The 15,926-nt window shown below is 72.7% G+C and carries 14 protein-coding genes and 1 other RNA gene; 2 read left to right on the forward strand and 13 right to left on the reverse strand.

The window, feature by feature from the left end:
* Positions 1-3: 3 nt before the first annotated feature.
* From Q4C85_RS06425 to clpS, 5 genes are read right to left on the reverse strand one after another with little or no spacing between them, the layout of a single operon-like run.
* Positions 4-540 carry a DUF3054 family protein gene (locus Q4C85_RS06425; RefSeq protein WP_303140699.1) on the reverse strand — a complete coding sequence of 179 codons (537 nt, stop codon included), beginning with the start codon at positions 538-540 and terminating at the stop codon, positions 4-6.
* Between the two features lies 1 nt (position 541).
* Complete coding sequence (locus Q4C85_RS06430; RefSeq protein ID WP_303140701.1) at positions 542-1,354, reverse strand: MBL fold metallo-hydrolase; 813 nt, start codon at positions 1,352-1,354, stop codon at positions 542-544.
* A 22-nt stretch (positions 1,355-1,376) separates the two neighbouring features.
* Entirely contained in the window at positions 1,377-2,279 is a 903-nt protein-coding gene (murI, locus tag Q4C85_RS06435) for a glutamate racemase (protein WP_303140733.1), read from the reverse strand.
* A gap of 31 nt (positions 2,280-2,310) precedes the next feature.
* Positions 2,311-2,997, reverse strand: a complete 687-nt coding sequence (locus Q4C85_RS06440) for a DUF2017 family protein (RefSeq protein ID WP_303140702.1) — start codon at positions 2,995-2,997, stop codon at positions 2,311-2,313.
* The gene (clpS, locus tag Q4C85_RS06445; protein ID WP_303140703.1) at positions 2,997-3,317 is read right to left on the reverse strand and encodes an ATP-dependent Clp protease adapter ClpS; all 321 of its coding nucleotides are present in this window, start codon (positions 3,315-3,317) and stop codon (positions 2,997-2,999) included. The genes Q4C85_RS06440 and clpS overlap by 1 nt, the downstream gene beginning before the upstream one ends.
* A 151-nt stretch (positions 3,318-3,468) precedes the next feature.
* Here clpS and Q4C85_RS06450 point away from each other — a divergent pair, with 151 nt between their 5' ends.
* Positions 3,469-4,863, forward strand: coding sequence for a nicotinate phosphoribosyltransferase (locus tag Q4C85_RS06450; RefSeq protein WP_303140704.1), 1,395 nt, complete (start codon positions 3,469-3,471; stop codon positions 4,861-4,863).
* Between the two features lie 18 nt (positions 4,864-4,881).
* On the opposite strand, the gene Q4C85_RS06455 is transcribed toward Q4C85_RS06450, so the two are convergent.
* The 7 genes from Q4C85_RS06455 to Q4C85_RS06485 form a co-directional block, all read right to left on the reverse strand.
* Complete coding sequence (locus Q4C85_RS06455; protein ID WP_303140705.1) at positions 4,882-6,702, reverse strand: DEAD/DEAH box helicase; 1,821 nt, start codon at positions 6,700-6,702, stop codon at positions 4,882-4,884.
* The gene (locus Q4C85_RS06460) at positions 6,699-7,058 is read right to left on the reverse strand and encodes a DUF3039 domain-containing protein (protein ID WP_303140706.1); all 360 of its coding nucleotides are present in this window, start codon (positions 7,056-7,058) and stop codon (positions 6,699-6,701) included. Before Q4C85_RS06460 ends, Q4C85_RS06455 begins: the two co-directional genes overlap by 4 nt.
* 101 nt (positions 7,059-7,159) lie before the next feature.
* The gene (gene nagB, locus Q4C85_RS06465) at positions 7,160-7,894 is read right to left on the reverse strand and encodes a glucosamine-6-phosphate deaminase (RefSeq protein ID WP_303140707.1); all 735 of its coding nucleotides are present in this window, start codon (positions 7,892-7,894) and stop codon (positions 7,160-7,162) included.
* 112 nt (positions 7,895-8,006) lie between these two features.
* Entirely contained in the window at positions 8,007-9,716 is a 1,710-nt protein-coding gene (locus Q4C85_RS06470) for a transporter (protein ID WP_303140709.1), read from the reverse strand.
* Entirely contained in the window at positions 9,692-10,402 is a 711-nt protein-coding gene (locus Q4C85_RS06475; RefSeq protein WP_303140735.1) for an ABC transporter ATP-binding protein, read from the reverse strand. The genes Q4C85_RS06470 and Q4C85_RS06475 overlap by 25 nt, the downstream gene beginning before the upstream one ends.
* Positions 10,403-10,730: 328 nt before the next feature.
* Positions 10,731-11,012 (reverse strand): HU family DNA-binding protein, encoded by a 282-nt coding sequence (locus tag Q4C85_RS06480; RefSeq protein WP_126380976.1) that lies wholly within the window; start codon positions 11,010-11,012, stop codon positions 10,731-10,733.
* 246 nt (positions 11,013-11,258) lie between these two features.
* Positions 11,259-12,887 (reverse strand): ABC transporter substrate-binding protein, encoded by a 1,629-nt coding sequence (locus tag Q4C85_RS06485; RefSeq protein ID WP_303140712.1) that lies wholly within the window; start codon positions 12,885-12,887, stop codon positions 11,259-11,261.
* Between the two features lie 225 nt (positions 12,888-13,112).
* Here Q4C85_RS06485 and Q4C85_RS06490 point away from each other — a divergent pair, with 225 nt between their 5' ends.
* Positions 13,113-15,104, forward strand: a complete 1,992-nt coding sequence (locus Q4C85_RS06490) for a solute carrier family 23 protein (protein WP_303140713.1) — start codon at positions 13,113-13,115, stop codon at positions 15,102-15,104.
* Positions 15,105-15,509: 405 nt separating this feature from the next.
* On the opposite strand, the gene ssrA is transcribed toward Q4C85_RS06490, so the two are convergent.
* Positions 15,510-15,880: a transfer-messenger RNA gene (gene ssrA, locus Q4C85_RS06495) on the reverse strand.
* Positions 15,881-15,926: the final 46 nt, after the last annotated feature.

A 15,926-nucleotide genomic window follows, 5' to 3' on the forward strand; every position in this document is an offset into this window, starting at 1 on the left:
TGCTCAGTCCTCCCGGCCGCGCCCGGCCTGGGCGTCGAGGCGGCGTTGGACGGGCTTGGGGACCATCGAGTCGTGGGCCTTGGCGTAGCCGTAGAGGACGCGCCACCCCAGCAGCGCGACCGCCAGAAGGACGAGGCTCATCACCGCCCAGTCCACATCGACCACCCGCCCTGCCCAGGCGCGGGAGGCCGACCACCCCGCCCAGGCGGACACGGTGACAAGCGCCCCGGGTCCGGCGACCTCGAGGTGATCGTCCCCGCGGGCGATGACCAGCGCGAGCAGCCAGCCCAGGGCCAGCCCGGCCAGCGGCCCCCACAGCTGGGACCACCAGCCCGCCGGCGTGCCCGCCAGGGTCTTGGACGAGGCGGCCGCCAGAGCCACCGCCACGGTCACCGCCACCAGGTCGGCGGGCACGACCAGCCACCAGCGCGTCCGGCGCCCCCGCGTCCAGGGCCGGTCCGGCCCATCGGGCACCGCCGGGACGTAGACGAGGCGGGGCGCCTGCCCATCGGGCAGTCCGGGATCAGGCGGTCCGGACACCTCAGATCTCCCAGGTGGCGTCACTGGTCGCGGCGTGGAGGGGGCCGCTGTAGACGGCGGCAGCCTCCCTCAGGGTGTCCGCCGGGTCAGTCCACGGCTGGATGTGGGTGAGCACGAGACGGCGCGCGGGTCGGCGCCCGCCTGCGCCACTGGTCCCGGCGGCCAGCTCACCGGCGCGCCGACCGGTCAGGTGCATCCCGCGGAAGGTGTCGCGTCCCTCAAGGAAGGCCGCCTCGGCCAGCAGCAGGTCCACCCCGTCGGACAGGGCCTCGATGCCTCCGCACAGGTCGGTGTCGCCGGTGAAGGCCATCGCCACCGTGCCCGGCCCGTGCTCACTGGGCCCCTCGATGCGGTAGCCGTAGGACTCCACAGGGTGCAGCGCCGCGAAGGGGGTGATCATCATCGGCCCCACCCGCACCCCCTGGCCGGGCACGGCCGTCACGAAGGCGAACTCGGTGGAGTAGTCCTCCTGCGGCCCGGTGCCGTCGACACCGCGCAGACGGTCGAGCAGCTCGGAGGGCCCCAGTGTCAGGACCGGCCCTAGCGCGCCACCGGGGTGCCAGCGGCGATAGACGTGCATGCCCACGAGGTCGACCATGTGGTCGGCGTGGCAGTGGGAGATGGCCACCGCGTCGATGGCCGCCGGGTCGACGTGCCGCAGCAGCCGTCCCATGGAGCCCGGCCCCAGGTCGAGCAGGACGGAGAAGATCCTCTCCCCCTGCGGGCCCGGCCCCCGGGCCTGAAGGAGGTAGGACGACGCCGATGAGCGCGGTCCCGACATGCTCCCGGTGCAGCCAATGATCGTGAGCTTCATACGCTGTCCTCTTGCGGCGCGGTCAGGGACTGGTGCGGGACCCGCCCACGGGACCCACGGGGTCAGGGCTGGCGGTGGTGCCGGCGGCCCCCGGCTCGGGCCCCCCGCCGGCCGAGGGCTCCGTACGGACCTCAGCGCCGGCGTCGGTGCGGGTGACCCGCCTGACCTCCGGGCCCAGGAAGCGGCGCGCCAGGATGGTGAAGGCGTGCGGGTCGCCGGTCGAGCGGAACTCGTGCTCAGGGGGCCCGGCGTGCTCGTCGCGCAGGAGCTCACGGCGGGCGAGCTCGCGGTAGACGTCCTTGGCCGTCTCCTCACTGGAGGTCACGAGCGTGACCTCCTCCCCCATGACGTAGGAGATGGGGCCGGCCAGCAGCGGGTAGTGGGTGCATCCCAGGATGAGGGTGTCGACGCCGGCGCGCTTGATCGGGGCGAGGTAGCCCTCGGCGGTCGACATGACCTCCGGCCCCGTGGTCACGCCGCGCTCGGCGAGCTCGACGAAACGGGGGCAGGGCACCTGGAGCAGCTCGACGCCGGGGACCGCCGCCAGCGCGTCGGCGTAGGCGCGCGAGTCGACGGTTCCCTGGGTGGCGATAAGACCGACCCGGCCGTTGCGGGTCACGCGCGCCGCGGCGCGGGCGGCGGGGTGGATGACCTCGACCACCGGCACGCCCCGGCCCAGGGTGTAGCGGCTGCGGGCGTCATGCAGGACGGCCGCCGAGGCCGTGTTGCAGGCGATGACGAGCATCTTGACCCCGGAGTCGACCAGCTCGTCCATGATCCCCAGCGCGAGCTCGCGCACCTCGGCAATGGGCCGGGGCCCGTAGGGGGTATTGGCCGTGTCCCCGATGTAGAGGATCTGCTCACCGGGGAGCTGGTTCATCACCGCACGGGCCACGGTCAGACCACCGACTCCCGAGTCGAAGATCCCGATGGCCGCGTCATTCACGCCTGTGAGACTATGCGGCGTCCTCGCCGTCGAGCACAACGGTGACCAGTGATTCGTGCCACCAGGTCAGCATGTCGTAGGAAAGAGCGATCGCTCGGCGCCACCTGGCCTGGTCGTCCTCGTCGGCGGGCGGGTCCTGCCACGCCGTGGCGTGGGCGGCGTGCGCGGCCTCCGCCGAGTCGATGCCCAGGCGCTCGGCCAGCACGAGCCGGACGTCGTTGAGGGCACCGAGCCAGGTCGCCTCCTGGCCGCGGCGCACCAGGACCGCGCCGTCGGCGCCGCTGGGCTCCCGCAGCTGGGCGGCGACCTCGAGCAGGCGCCCCCGCTTGTCGTGGCGCAGCTGGTCGCGCACCATGCCCGCGATCTCGACGGCGACCCCCGGGTCCTCGCAGGCGTCGGGCAGCAGGACGTCGAGCACCGAGGCCAGCGCCGCCTCGACCGCGGGCCGCCGCCCGTGGCCCTCCTCCTCGATGGCGGCCTCGAAGTCGAGGGCGGCCAAGACATCGGCGTCGTGCTGGGACTCCCCGGCCCTCGGGGCGCCCGGTGGCCTCGGGACTCCCGTCCCATCCCCGTGCGGCCCGTGGCCGGGCTCGGCCAGGATGTCGGCGACCTGCTCGAGCAGACCCGCCAGATACTCCCGCTCCCAGGTCTCCAGGGCCGAGGTGTACCCCTGCTCGCCGGCGCTGAAGGCGTGCATCAGCCCTCCCCCTGCCCGGAGCCCGGCCAGGCCAGGGGCTCGATCGTGGCGCGCAGCCCGTAGGAGTGCATCGAGGTGACGTCGACCTCCATCCTCTCGCGCGTCCCGCGCGAGAGGATGGCGCGGCCGTGGGTGTGGACCTCCATCATGCGGCGCCGGGCCAGTGGCACCGAGAAGCCGAAGTAGGAGTGGAACACCCAGGTGACGTAGTCCATCGTGTTGACCGGGTCGTCGTGGACGACGGTGCACCACAGGCGCTGGGGCTCGACACGGGCGTCATCCATGACCTCGGGGTCGGCTGCCGGAGCTGTGCGGGACATACGGCCAGGGTAGCTGGGCCTCCCCCGCCCGCGTCCCAGGCGGGCCGTGCCCGGCGACGGCGGCGCGCGCCTGGGACGCGGCACCCCGGCGCGGGCGGTGCCGGGTGAGACCGGTCCGCACCCGCCGGGGCGAACGAGTAGGTTGACGGTCATGGCACCTTCGCAGCCGGCGGCCCTCGACCCGACCTCGCCCAGCACCTCCTTGCTCACCGACATGTACGAGCTGACGATGCTCCAGGCCTCCCTGCGGGCCGGCACCGCCGAGCGCGCCAGTGTCTTCGAGCTGTTCGGGCGGCGCCTGCCCTCCTCGCGGCGCTTCGGTGTCGTGGCCGGCACGGGGCGCCTCCTGGACGCTATCGAGGCCTTCACCTTCACCCCCGCCCAGATCGACTTCCTCCACCGCACAGGGGTGGTCGACGACACGACACTGGACTACCTGCGCGGCTACCGCTTCACCGGGTCGGTGCGCGGCTACGCCGAGGGCGAGTGCTACTTCTCGGGCTCGCCGCTGCTGACCGTCGAGGGGACCTTCGCCGAGGCCTGCATCCTGGAGACCGTGGCACTGTCGATCTACAACTACGACTGTGCCGTCGCCTCGGCCGCCTCGCGGATGACGATCGCCGCCCACGGCAGGCCCTGCGTCGACTTCGGCGCGCGCCGCGCCCACGAGCAGGCGGCCGTGGCCGCCGCCCGGGCCGCCGTCGTCGGGGGCTTCATCGCCACCAGCTGCCTGGAGGCCGGTATGCGCTATGGCATCCCGACCGTGGGCACCTCGGCGCACTCCTTCACCCTCCTGCACGACTCCGAGGAGGAGGCCTTCGCCGCTCAGGTGGCCAGCCTCGGCCCGGGCACGACGATCCTCGTCGACACCTACGACATCGCCCGGGGGGTCGAGCGGGCGGTCGCCGCGGCCCGGGCCGCGGGCGGAGAGCTGGGGGCGGTGCGCCTCGACTCCGGGGACCTCGTGGCCGAGGCCTTCAAGGTCCGTGCCCAGCTCGACGCGCTGGGCGCCACGACGACGAGGATCACCGTGACCAACGACCTCGACGAGCACGCCATCGCCGCCCTGGGCGCCGCACCGGTCGACTCCTACGGGGTGGGCACCAAGCTGGTCACCGGTTCGGGGCGCCCGACGGCGGCGCTCGTCTACAAGCTCGTCGAGCGCGCCGACGCCCAGGGCGTGATGCAGGAGGTCGCCAAGTTCTCCGAGGGGGGCAAGGCAACGGTCGGAGGGCGCAAGTGGGCCGGCCGCGTCGTCGACGCCTCGGGCTCGGCCTCCGAGGAGCTCGTCGTGTCGGCCCGCTCGCAGGACGAGGCCCTGGAGGCCCTGGCGGAGGCGGGCGCCCGCCCGCTGGAGGTCGAGCTGGTCAAGGACGGCCGGATCGTCGAGGAGCACCGGGGCACCGGGGCGCTGACGGCCGCCGCCGAGCGGCACCGGGTCTCGCGCGCCGAGCTGCCCTACCCGGCCTGGCGGCTGAGCGAGGGCGAGCCCGCGGTGCCCACCCGCCACCTCGACCTCGACGGGCGCAGCGCGCAGCGCCGCTGACCGGCCGGGCCGTGCGCCTCAGCGTCTGCCGACGAACCAGCGGCGCAGGGTCTCGACACGCTTGACGATCTCCTCGGTCGAGGCCTGGGCCACCTCGGGGCCACCGCACACCCGGCGCAGGTCGGTGTGGACCACGCCGTGGGGCTGGCCGGAGCGACGCGACCAGGCCGCGACGAGCTGGGACAGCTCCTTGCGGGCCGCGGCCCGCTTGCGCGCGTCGTCGACCCCCGAGTTGTCCCGCCGCCGCTGGGCGGCGGCCGCCTGCCTCTTCTGGGCCGAGATCTGCCTGTCCTGACGCTGGCGCAACAGCGCCGTGACCTGCTCGGGCTCGAGCAGGCCGGGCAGCCCCAGGTACTCCTGCTCCTCGACGCTTCCCACCATCGCGCCGGTGCCGAACTCACCGCCGTCGAACAGGACGCGGTCGAACTCTGCGGTGGCCTCCATCGCCTCGAAGGCGCCGAACAGGTCGTCCGAGGCCCGCTCCTGCCGGTTGGCCTCGGCGATGAGCCGGTCCTCGGGGGCGAACAGCGCGTCCTCGTCGACCGCCCGCGGCCCGCCTAGCACGTGGTCGCGCGCCACCTCCATCTCTCCGGCCAGGCCCAGCAGCGGGCTGACCGAGGGCAGGAAGACGCTGGCTGTCTCCCCGCGCGCCCGCGAGCGCACGAAGCGGCCCACCGCCTGGGCGAAGAACAGCGAGGTCGAGGTCGAGGTGGCGTAGACCCCGACCGCGAGTCGGGGCACGTCGACTCCCTCGGAGACCATGCGCACCGCGATCATCCACCGGTCGGTCGAGGCCGAGAACGCCTCGATGCGGCTCGAGGCGCCCGAGTCGTCGGACAGGACGACCGTGGGCTGCTCGCCGGTGACCGCACGCAGCTGTGCGGCATAGGCCCGCGCCGCGGCCTGGTCGGTGGCGATGACCAGCCCGCCGGCGTCGGGAACCTGGCGGCGGACCTCGGTCAGGCGCTGGTCGGCGGCGGCCAGCACCGCGGGGATCCACTCGCCCCCGGGGTCCAGGGCGGTGCGCCAGGCCTGGGACTCCAGGTCCTTGGTCAGCGGCTCGCCCAGGCGGGCGGCGACCTCGTCGCCCGCCTTGGTGCGCCAGCGCATCTCACCGGAGTAACTCATGAACATGACCGGGCGCACGACCCCGTCGCGCAGCGCCTCGGCATAACCGTAGGTGAAGTCCGCCCGGGACCTGCTGGCTCCCCCCTCCTCCGTGATGTAGCGGACGAAGGGGATGGCGGCCTCGTCGGAGCGGAAGGGCGTGCCGGTCAGGGCCAGGCGGCGCCGGGCGGGCGTGAAGGCCTCGCGGATCGCGTCCCCCCAGGAGCGGGCGTCCCCGCCGTGGTGGATCTCATCGAGGATGACCAGGGTGCGCGCGGCGTCGGTCCGGGCGCGGTGGAGGTTGGGGTTGGCGGCGACCTGTGCGTAGGTGAGGGCCACGCCGTCGAAGCGCGAGCCCAGGGCGCCCTGGCTGTTGGTGTAGCTGGGGTCAATGTGGATGCCCACGCGCGCCGCCGCCTCGGCCCACTGGTACTTGAGGTGCTCGGTGGGGCACACGACGGTTACCTTGTGGACCTCCCCGCGCGAGAGCAGCTCGGCGGCCACCCGCAGGGCGAAGGTGGTTTTGCCCGCCCCGGGGGTGGCCACGGCCAGGAAGTCCTCGGGCAGGTCTCGCAGGTAGGCCTCCAGGGCCGCCGCCTGCCAGGCGCGCAGCGGCCGCGTCGTGCCCCAGGCGGCACGCTGCGGGTAGGCCGGGGGCAGGTGCTCCGCGGCGAAGATGGAGGGCTGGGTCGGGAGGTGGCGCTGTGCCTGGGAGCCGCGCGCCGAGCTCACCGACCGCCTCGCCCGAAGGGGAAGCGGGGGCCGCGCAGGCCGCGCCCTCCCGATCCCTCCGAGTGCAGCTCGTCGTAGATCTGCTTGCAGGTGGGGCACACCGGGTACTTCGACGGGTCGCGCCCCGGGGTCCAGACCTTGCCGCACAGGGCGACGACGGGACGCCCGGTGGCGGTCGAGGCCTCGATGCGGTCCTTGCGCACGTAGTGCGCGAAACGGTCGGCGTCGCCGTCGTCGGTCGACTGGAGCTCCTCACGCTCCAGGACCGCCGTGCCCACCGACTGGCCGGGGTCGGCGCCCGGGTCGGCGGGCGAACCGGGGTCGGCGGGGTCGGCGCTGGAGCTGAACTGACGCATGGCCCCAGTGTAGGCCGCCGGCCCCCGCCGACCATGGCCGCCCCCTGTGGCGGCGCTTACCCCGGCCGTGCCGGCGCCCGGCCACCGCGGGGCGCCGTGGCTCAGTGCCGGAGCAGGCTCGCTGCCTCGGGGTCGACCAGCACGAGGGCGTCGGGGTGGTTCTGCATGACGGTGGCGGGCCACTGGGGGCTCAACTCGCCCTCGACCAGCTGGGCGATGGCCTGCGCCTTGTTCCGACCGGTGGCGATGAGCAGGAGCTTGCGCGCCCTCATGATCGTGCTCAGGCCCTGGGTGAGGCAGTGGGTGGGGACCGCCGCCACGTCGCCGTCGAAGAAGCGGGCGTTGTCCCGCCTGGTCTGCTCGGCCAGGACACCGACATGGGTCACCGAGTCCAGCGCGCCCCCGGGCTCGTTGAAGCCGATGTGCCCGTCGGTGCCGATGCCCAGGATCTGCAGGTCGCAGTAGCCCGCCCGGGCCATCTGCGCCTCGTAGTCCTCACAGGCGGCCTGGAGGTCCTTGCTCAGGGCGTCGGGGCCGTGCAGCGCGCCCGGGGCCATGTCGATCCGGGAGCGCAGGTTGGTCTCCATGAAGGTCGAGTAGCGCTCGGGGTGGTCGGCGGGCAGGCCCACGTACTCGTCGAGCATGAAGCCGGTGACGTCCTTGAAGGAGATCCTGCCGACCTCGTAGCGGCGGACGAGCTCGTCGTACAGCGGCAGCGGGCTGGATCCGGTCGCGGTGCCCAGGACGGCGTCCGGCTTGGCGAGCAGCAGCTCCTCGACCACGTCGGCGGCGCGCTGGGCGATGAGCTGGGCACTGTCCAGGATGATGAGCTCCACGGCGGCTTCCCTTCGTTGGGTGGGGCTGTGTCGTCCCCGGGGCGGGTGCGGGCGCGACGCAGCGCCCGCACCCAACGGTAGGTCACCTTCCGGGGTGGTGCACTGCAGCGGCTCAGCGCGCGTCCCCGTGGCCCGGCCAGGAGCGGATGGTGGTCAGCACGGGCACGTAGCGCCGGTCGAGCAGTCCGCCCGCCCACACGATCCCGGCCCAGGCCAGGCCTGCTCCCCAGGAGGCGCCCAGGACCAGGAGGACCGGCGACCAGGCCCACGCGCCGTGCGCGAGGACGAGGACAAGGCCGACCAGCACGGGGGCCGCCATCACCATGATGATGAGCAGCCCGATCGTCTGGAGGAGTCCTGCGATCATCGTCATGCCCGATCCGCGCGACTTCATCGGGTTCTCCCCCGGGGCGTGGGTCAGGTAGGGCATGAGGACGCATGTGCCGCAGGACCATGCCAGCGCCGCCCCGTAGGCGCCCAAGGACGCGCCCAGGACGGCGGGGGCCGCAGGCCACCGTCCCGTCCACGCCGCGCAGACGACCGTCAGGACGAGGACCACGGGCATCTGCCAGGTCGCCATGGCCAGCGCGCGCCCGGCCAGGTCGTCACGTCCGCGCAGCCCGGCCGACACGTGGGTCCACAGGGCGGTGGAGTCGTAGGCGAGGTCGTCGTGCACCGCCCAGGCGCACATCAGCGCCAGGAAGGGCGGCAGGCCCAGGAGCGGGACCGGCGCCTGGCCCAGGCCCCAGGACAGGGCCCAGGCGCCGTCGCCCATGTCGACCTGGACGCTGCCCGAGGCCAACCCCATGACACCGACCGCCAGGATCAGCACCGGGATGACCAGGACGCTGAGGATGACGACGAAGTAGCGCGGGTCGGTCCGCCAGTAGCGCAGGCACCTGGCGGCAACGGCGGCGGCCGGGCCGGGGGCGATGCGGGCCAGGCGCCGCTGCCAGGGCAGTGCGCCGCCGGAGGCCGCCGCGCCGGCGGGCATCCGCTCCGAGGCGCGGCGGCCGGCCGAGCGGGCCGGCCCGGTCATGACGCGGGCGACGACCCGGCCCCACAGGGGAACGAGGGCCAGCGGCAGCACGACGGCGCCCACGGCCATGGCCACCGCCGGCCCGGTGCGGCCCTGGGCCAACAGGCCCGGCGCGTTGGTCGCCCAGCCCATGGGGGTCAGCCCCAGGGCCCGGCCCGCCGCATCGAGCCGGCTGAGATCAAGGTTGCCGCTGGCCTCCAGGGCGTTGATCACCGAGGGAATGAAGGCCGCCGCCAGGACGACGACGCCGCCGACCAGCGCCACGAGGTCGCGTCCGCGCCGGGAGGTCGAGACCCCAACGCCCACGACGATGATCTGCGAGGCCAGGACGCAGGTGCCCAGTGCCGCGGGGGCCAGGGCCAGGGCCAGCAGGGCGCTGGCCCCGTGCCCCGCCATCGCCCACACGAGCGCGGGCAGGCACAGGACGACCGCGGTGCTCAGCCCGGGGACCCCGCAGGCCGAGGCCACGGCCAGACCGGCCGCCAGGCCGCGTGAAGGGGCAATCCACGGGGCCAGGGCACGGGGGTCGATCATCGAGTCGGCCCCGGTCATGAGCAGCGGCACGACCACCCACCCGATGACGGTCAGCGCCCCCAGCCCCGCCAGGACGGGGGAGGCGGCCTGCGGCGCCCACGCGCCCAGCGCCGCCGCGCCCCAGGAGAGGGTCAGCACGGCCCCGGCCCCGCAGCACAGGGCCAGGGCGGTGCCGACCGCGGCCCAGGCGTCGGTCCTCAGCGTGTTGAGGGTCAGGCGCCACCTCAGGCGGACGAGGGTCGCAACCATGCCAGCCCCTCCCTGGTCCTGGGCGCGCCCACGAGCTGGGCGAAGCGGTCCTCGAGGTCTCCGCCGTCGGCCACCTGCTCCGTGGTGCCCGCGGCGATGACCCGCCCGTGGTGGATGATGGCCACGTGGGAGCAGAAGCGCTGGACAGTGGCCATGACGTGGCTGGAGATGACCACGGTGCCCCCGGCCGCGGCGAAGTCGGACAGGATGCCCTGGATCGTCTGGGCTGACAGGGGGTCGACCGCCTCGAAGGGCTCGTCAAGCACGAGGACTGCCGGGGAGTGGACGAGCGCGCAGGCCAGGTGCACCTTCTTGCGCATGCCCGCGGAGTAGTCGGCCACGAGCGTCCTGCCGGCCTCCCACAGTCCCAGGACGTGGAGGAGCTGGGTGGCGCGGGCGGTCACGACCTCCCGGGTCATGCCGCGCAGCAGACCGGCGTAGCTGACCAACTCCAGGCCATCGAGGCGGTCGAAGGTGCGCAGCCCGTCGGGCAGGACGCCCAGGTGTGGCTTGGCGCGCCCCGGGTCGGCCCACACATCGACGCCGTGGACCACCGCGCGCCCTGCGTCCGGGACGAGCAGCCCCGTGGCCATGGACAGGGTCGTTGTCTTGCCCGCGCCGTTGGGCCCGACGAACCCGTAGATCGACCCCGTGGGCACCGTCAGGGACAGGTTGTTGACCGCCATCGTCGATCCGAAGCGCTTGACCAGGCCCTCGAGCTCCAGCGCCCGGGTTCCCGCCCCGGGCCGCGGGTCCGCGAAGGCGGAGACCACGGGTGAGCCCGTCAGGGGCGTGTCGGACGTCCCGGGTGCCGACGTCTGTGGAGTGCTCATGGATCGATCATCAGTGCACGCTCCGGCTCATCACATCCTCCGCTGGGATGAACGTCAGTTGCCAGGGCGCCACGGCATGATCCATGGACGCAGGACGGCGCGCCGCCCCGGTGGGACGGCGCGCCGTCAGCAGTGCGACGCGGGCCTCCTGCCAGGAGGGGCCCTGCCGCTCAGGCAGCAGTCACTTGGCGACAGCCTTCTTGAGGGCGGAGCCGACAGTCAGCTTGACGCCGTATCCGGCCGGGATCTGGATCTCCTCACCGGTGCGGGGGTTGCGACCGGTGCGCGCGGCACGCTCCACACGCTCGACACCCATGAGACCGGTGATCTTCACGGCCTCGCCCTTGGCGACGTTCTCAACGAGGACGTCCTGGAAGGCTCCGAGGAAGGCGTCGGCGTCGGTCTTGGTCAGACCGGCCTTCTCAGCGATGGCAGCGATGAGCTCGGTGCGGTTGACGGACATGTATCAGCCTCTCAATCGTGGGTTGGCACCTTCCGTACCGGTGCCAATGGCCTCAACGCTATGCACAAACCGGACGATTTGTCAGATATGACGGGGTTTCCTCGGCGTGGCGACCGATAATGCAACCCTCACGCGCCCCGTGCATCACATCTGTCACTTCCGACCCAGCTACGTGCCGGCCTTCCGCCCGCCGCCGACCCGCCCGGTGCGGGGCCCCCGGGCCGGGTCGGGGCGCGGCCGGCCCGCTCAGGCCTTGGCCGAGCCGACGTCGACGAAGGACAGGCCCGGCAGGGCGATCGGTTTGAAGCCCGGCAGCGTCGAGGCGTCGTAGGCCGTCGGCGTGATGCGGTGGAACAGCGGGTAGAGCGGGACCTGCTCGGCGATGATGTCGAAGGCCCTGCGCCAGGCGGTCAGCCGCGGCCCGCCGGTCAGGCCGACGGCCTCGTCCAGCGCCGCCTGCACCGCGAGGTAGGACTCGGAGCCCTTCCAGCGCACCCGGGTGTCGGCCCACAGGTCCGAGGAGTAGAACCAGCGCAGGAGCAGGTCGGCGTCGGCCCCGAAGATCGAGGGGTCCTCGGGGGCGAACAGGACGTCGACGACCTCTTGACCGGAGTCGATGGCCTCGTAGGCGGCCGCCGCCTGCCGCTCGGTGAACGTGACGGGCACGCCGAGCGCCTCGAGGTTCTTCTTGATGATCGGTCGCACCCCCGCCAGCAGCGTGTGGTCGGTGCACATCGCCCGGATCGCGGTGATACCGGCCTCGGCCAGGAGGGAGGCGGCACGGGCCGGGTCATAGCCGTAGACGGTCGCGGCCTTCCTGTAGGCGGGGTGGCCCTCCTGGACGTAGCAGGTGGCGGGCGTGGCCAGGCCCGCCATGCCCGTGGTGCAGATCTCCTCGTAGTCCAGGGCGTACATGATCGCCTGGCGGGCCCGGGTGTCGGACAGGGTCGAGCAGTTGAACATGGCGAACACGGGGGCGAAGGCCTGCTCGCGGGCGACCGTGACCGGGTTGGCCATCGTCGGCAGGTCGGCCAGGGGGGCGGCGTTGATGACCTGCACGGTTCCCGAGACGATGGCGTTGGCGCGGGCGGTGGCGTCGGGCAGGACCTGCCAGGTCATCGACTTGGCCAGGGCCGGCAGGGGCCCGTTGTAGTGGTCGTTGCGCTCGAAAACGACGGTCTGGCTCTGGGCGCCGTTGTCGGTCATCCTGTAGGGGCCCGAGCCCACCGGCATCGAGTCGAAGCCCTCGGGGTCGGCCTCGACCACCTCCCGGGGGACGATCTTGACCACCGAAAGCCGCTCGGACACGAGCATGTACGGGATCTTCGTCGTGACCGTGATGGTGGTCTCATCCTTGATCGTCACCGCCTCGAGGAAGTCGAGGAACTTGGTGTAGACGGAGCCGTTGGCGGGGTCGAGGACCCGCTGGAAGGAGAACAGGACGTCCTCGACGGTCACCGGCGACCCGTTGGAGAACACCGCGCCCTTGCGCAGGGTGACCTCGTAGGTCGTGTCGTCGATCGCCGAGGGCAGGTCGTCGCCCAGGGCGGCGTAGACCTGACGGTCCTCGGGATGGAGCTCGGTCAGCCCCTCCATCGTGTGCCAGTTGGCCGCCAGCGCCAGGGCGCCGGTGGTCCGCATCGGGTCGTAGCCGTGCCCGCCCACCGCCTCGGAGAGACCGGCCGTGATCACTCCGTCGGGGATCGCCGCGGCCACGGTCGGCGTTGTGGTCGCCGGCGCGGAGGATCCGCGCCCCAGGGAGCAGCCGGCCGGCCCTGCGCACAGCGCGGCCGCGCCTAGGACTGGGGCGAGCCGGAGCGCGTCGCGCCGTGATACGCCCGGGGCCCCGGGGACGCCGGGCGAGACCGATGCCATGGTTGCCTCCCGCCCAGAACGTCCGTTGTCGGATATCGCTAGAGCGACTCTAACAAACCGGCAGGCCCCGAGCAGCCGGTGTCCAGGATCACATGCGACGGGACGGCTCCGGCCCCTCCAGGATGACCGAGGATTTCAGGGACGGCACGGCCGGGCGCCACAATGGTGGTGCCACTGGGGCCCTCCCTACCCACGAGCCCACCCACGAACCCAAGGAGACAGCGCATGGCACTGGGCCGTCGCCATCCCACCCGTCCCTCCTCCCCCGACGCCGCCCCCTCCTCCGCGCCGCGCGGCGCTCAGGACTCCGTCGATGCCATACCGCCCCTGGGCCGGCTGACGGTCCTGGGTGTCCAGCACGTCCTGGCCTTCTATGCCGGAGCCGTGGTCGTCCCGCTGGTCATCGCCACGGGTCTGGACCTGGACGCGGCCACGACCATCCACCTCATCAATGCAGACCTGTTCACCTGCGGCATCGCCACGATCATCCAGTCTGCGGGGCTGGGTCCGCGGATCGGGGCGCGCCTGCCCCTCATCCAGGGGGTGACCTTCACGGCGGTCTCGCCCCTGATCGCCATCGGCCTGGCGGCCTCCGACGGCCAGGGCGGCACCGGCGGGCTGGCGGCCATGTACGGCTCGATCATCGTCGCGGGAGCGGCCACCTTCCTCCTGGCACCGTTCTTCGCCAGGCTCCTGCGCTTCTTCCCGCCGGTGGTCACCGGCACCCTGCTGACGGTCATGGGCACGACCCTCATGAGCGTGTCGGCCTCCGACATCCTGGCCTGGGGCGCCGGTGCGGGCGAGGGTCAGGACGCCGGCGCCCTGACCGTCAAGGGCCTGGCCTACGCCCTGCTCACCATCGTCCTCATCGTCGGGGTGCAGCGCGTCTTCAAGGGGTTCATGGCCACGATCTCGGTGCTCGTCGGGCTCGTGGCGGCCACCGTCGTCGCCACCGTCCTGGGCGACGCCGACTTCTCCGGGGTCTCCCAGGTCGAGGCGATCGGGCTGACGACCCCGTTCTTCTTCGGCCTGCCCCAGTTCACGCTCACCGGCATCGTCTCGATGCTGGTCGTCATGGCCGTCACCGCCGTCGAGACCACCGGGGACGTCTTCGCCACCGGGGAGATCGTGGGGCGGCGCATCACGCCCAGGCACATCGCCAACGCCCTGCGGGCCGATGGGCTGTCAACGGTGCTGGGCGGGGTCCTCAACTCCTTCCCCTACACGTGTTTCGCCCAGAACGTCGGCCTGGTGCGCCTGACCCGCGTCACCTCCCGCTGGGTCGTCACCTGCGCGGGGGTCATCATGATCATCCTGGGGCTGCTGCCCAAGGCGGCGGCCGTCGTGGCGGCGATCCCCCAGCCGGTCATCGGCGGGGCCTCCCTGGCCATGTTCGCCTCGGTGGCGGTCGTGGGCATCCAGACCCTGGGGAAGGTCGACATGCACGACAACCGCAACGCGGTCATCGTCTCGACCTCCTTGGGCCTGGCCCTGCTCGTGACCTTCAAGCCCGAGATAGCCACCGCCATGCCCTCCTGGCTGGCGATCCTCTTCGGCTCGGGGGTGACCATCGGCGCGCTGAGCGCGATCGTGCTCAACATCCTGTTCTTCCACCTCGGGCGCCAGCACGGGCCGGACGTGGCGCGCGTCGAGGGGCGCGTGGCCAGCCTCGAGGAGGTCAACGCGATGTCGGCCCAGGAGTTCGTCGACGTCTTCGCGGGGATGTACGTCGGTGCCACCTGGCCGGCCGAGCGGGTCTACGACCAGCGCCCCTTCGCCTCGGTGGCGGCCCTGCGCCAGGCCTTCGAGGACGTCGTGCTCACTGCCTCCCCCGCCGAGCACGAGGCGCTCATCAATGGCTACAGCGACGTCGTCGACCTCCTGCTCGACGCCGAGGGGGACTCCCGGGCCCGCCTCGACACGGCCTCGCTCGCCCTGGGGGTGCTCGACGACGCCCAGGAGGCCGAGCTGCGCGCCCTGGACGAAGCCTACCGGGACAAGTTCGGGCGGCCCCTGGTCATGTGCGTCAGCCGCCTGGCCGACGCCTCCCAGCTCATCGCCCGGGGCTGGAACCGCGTGGAGTCCTCCCCGACGCGGGAGGCGCGCGTGGCCCTCGGCGAGGTCATCGACATCGCCGATGAGCGCTTCGATGAGATGATCGCCGACGCCAACCCGATCCGCTCAGCCTGGGCCCGCACCTTCGAGCAGCTCGACTGAGGCTCCGGTGAGGCTCCGGTGAGGCTCCGGCCGCGGGCCGACGAGCTCGGGCCGGGAAACGACGGTGGCCCGTGGCCCGGGTTGTCTCTCCCGGGCCACGGGCCCTCGTCATCGAGGCGCCGGCCCAACCCGGTGTTCCCAGTTCCGGGGGCGGCGGCCTCCTTCGCCAGAGCGACGAGGCGGGGCTCCCTTCGACCCCTCCCGTCTCGGCTGCGGGCCGGTCATCAGGTTCCCCAACCCTCGTGGCCCGCCTCCGTCCGGCGGCAGTAACTATGTAACCCGCCCATCCTGGGCACTGCCCCCCTGCAAGCCTGTGAGGCACCTAGGAAATGCGCCGCCTCCCACCGGCCCGGGGGCAGGAACGACGATGCCCCCGGGGCCCAAGGGCCTCGGGGGCATCGTCATGCGTGGAGATGCGGGGAATCGAACCCCGGTCCGACGGTGGTGCAACAGGACTTCTCCGGGTGCAGTCCGCTAGCGATGTTCTCAGCCCCGGCGTCTCACGCGGACAAGGACGCCGACGGACTCAGCCACCTGGGTGTTCCGAGGCCCCCGGTGGCGAGGGGCCTCAGCAGTGGCTTCCTAGATGACGCCAGGAACCGGGGCGGAAGCGCTCCCCGGGCTGACGGACTTCGAGGCTCGCTCAGGCGGCGAGGGCGAAGTCGGTGCGAGAGTTATCGGCACCTATTGGTTCGCACAGAGCGTTGACGAGATGACTGTGCATCCTCGACCCGCTTCCCCTGAACCCACGACCGTCGTCGAAACCGATCATCCCCTGTGCAGTTGTCACCGGTGGGCCCGCGGGGCCACCGCAACGTGCTC

This window comes from Actinomyces sp., from assembly GCF_030524025.1.
Classification (GTDB): domain Bacteria; phylum Actinomycetota; class Actinomycetes; order Actinomycetales; family Actinomycetaceae; genus Actinomyces.

Excerpts from the sequence above, each read along its gene's own strand:
- Q4C85_RS06490 (WP_303140713.1), top strand. The coding sequence starts at position 13,113 with ATGGCACTGGGCCGTCGCCATCCCACCCGTCCCTCCTCCCCCGACGCC.
- Q4C85_RS06485 (WP_303140712.1), bottom strand. The coding sequence starts at position 12,887 with ATGGCATCGGTCTCGCCCGGCGTCCCCGGGGCCCCGGGCGTATCACGG.
- Q4C85_RS06450 (WP_303140704.1), top strand. The coding sequence starts at position 3,469 with ATGGCACCTTCGCAGCCGGCGGCCCTCGACCCGACCTCGCCCAGCACC.
- Q4C85_RS06460 (WP_303140706.1), bottom strand. The coding sequence starts at position 7,058 with ATGCGTCAGTTCAGCTCCAGCGCCGACCCCGCCGACCCCGGTTCGCCC.
- Q4C85_RS06440 (WP_303140702.1), bottom strand. The coding sequence starts at position 2,997 with ATGCACGCCTTCAGCGCCGGCGAGCAGGGGTACACCTCGGCCCTGGAG.
- Q4C85_RS06470 (WP_303140709.1), bottom strand. The coding sequence starts at position 9,716 with ATGGTTGCGACCCTCGTCCGCCTGAGGTGGCGCCTGACCCTCAACACG.
- clpS (WP_303140703.1), bottom strand. The coding sequence starts at position 3,317 with ATGTCCCGCACAGCTCCGGCAGCCGACCCCGAGGTCATGGATGACGCC.
- Q4C85_RS06430 (WP_303140701.1), bottom strand. The coding sequence starts at position 1,354 with ATGAAGCTCACGATCATTGGCTGCACCGGGAGCATGTCGGGACCGCGC.
- Q4C85_RS06480 (WP_126380976.1), bottom strand. The coding sequence starts at position 11,012 with ATGTCCGTCAACCGCACCGAGCTCATCGCTGCCATCGCTGAGAAGGCC.
- Q4C85_RS06475 (WP_303140735.1), bottom strand. The coding sequence starts at position 10,402 with ATGGCGGTCAACAACCTGTCCCTGACGGTGCCCACGGGGTCGATCTAC.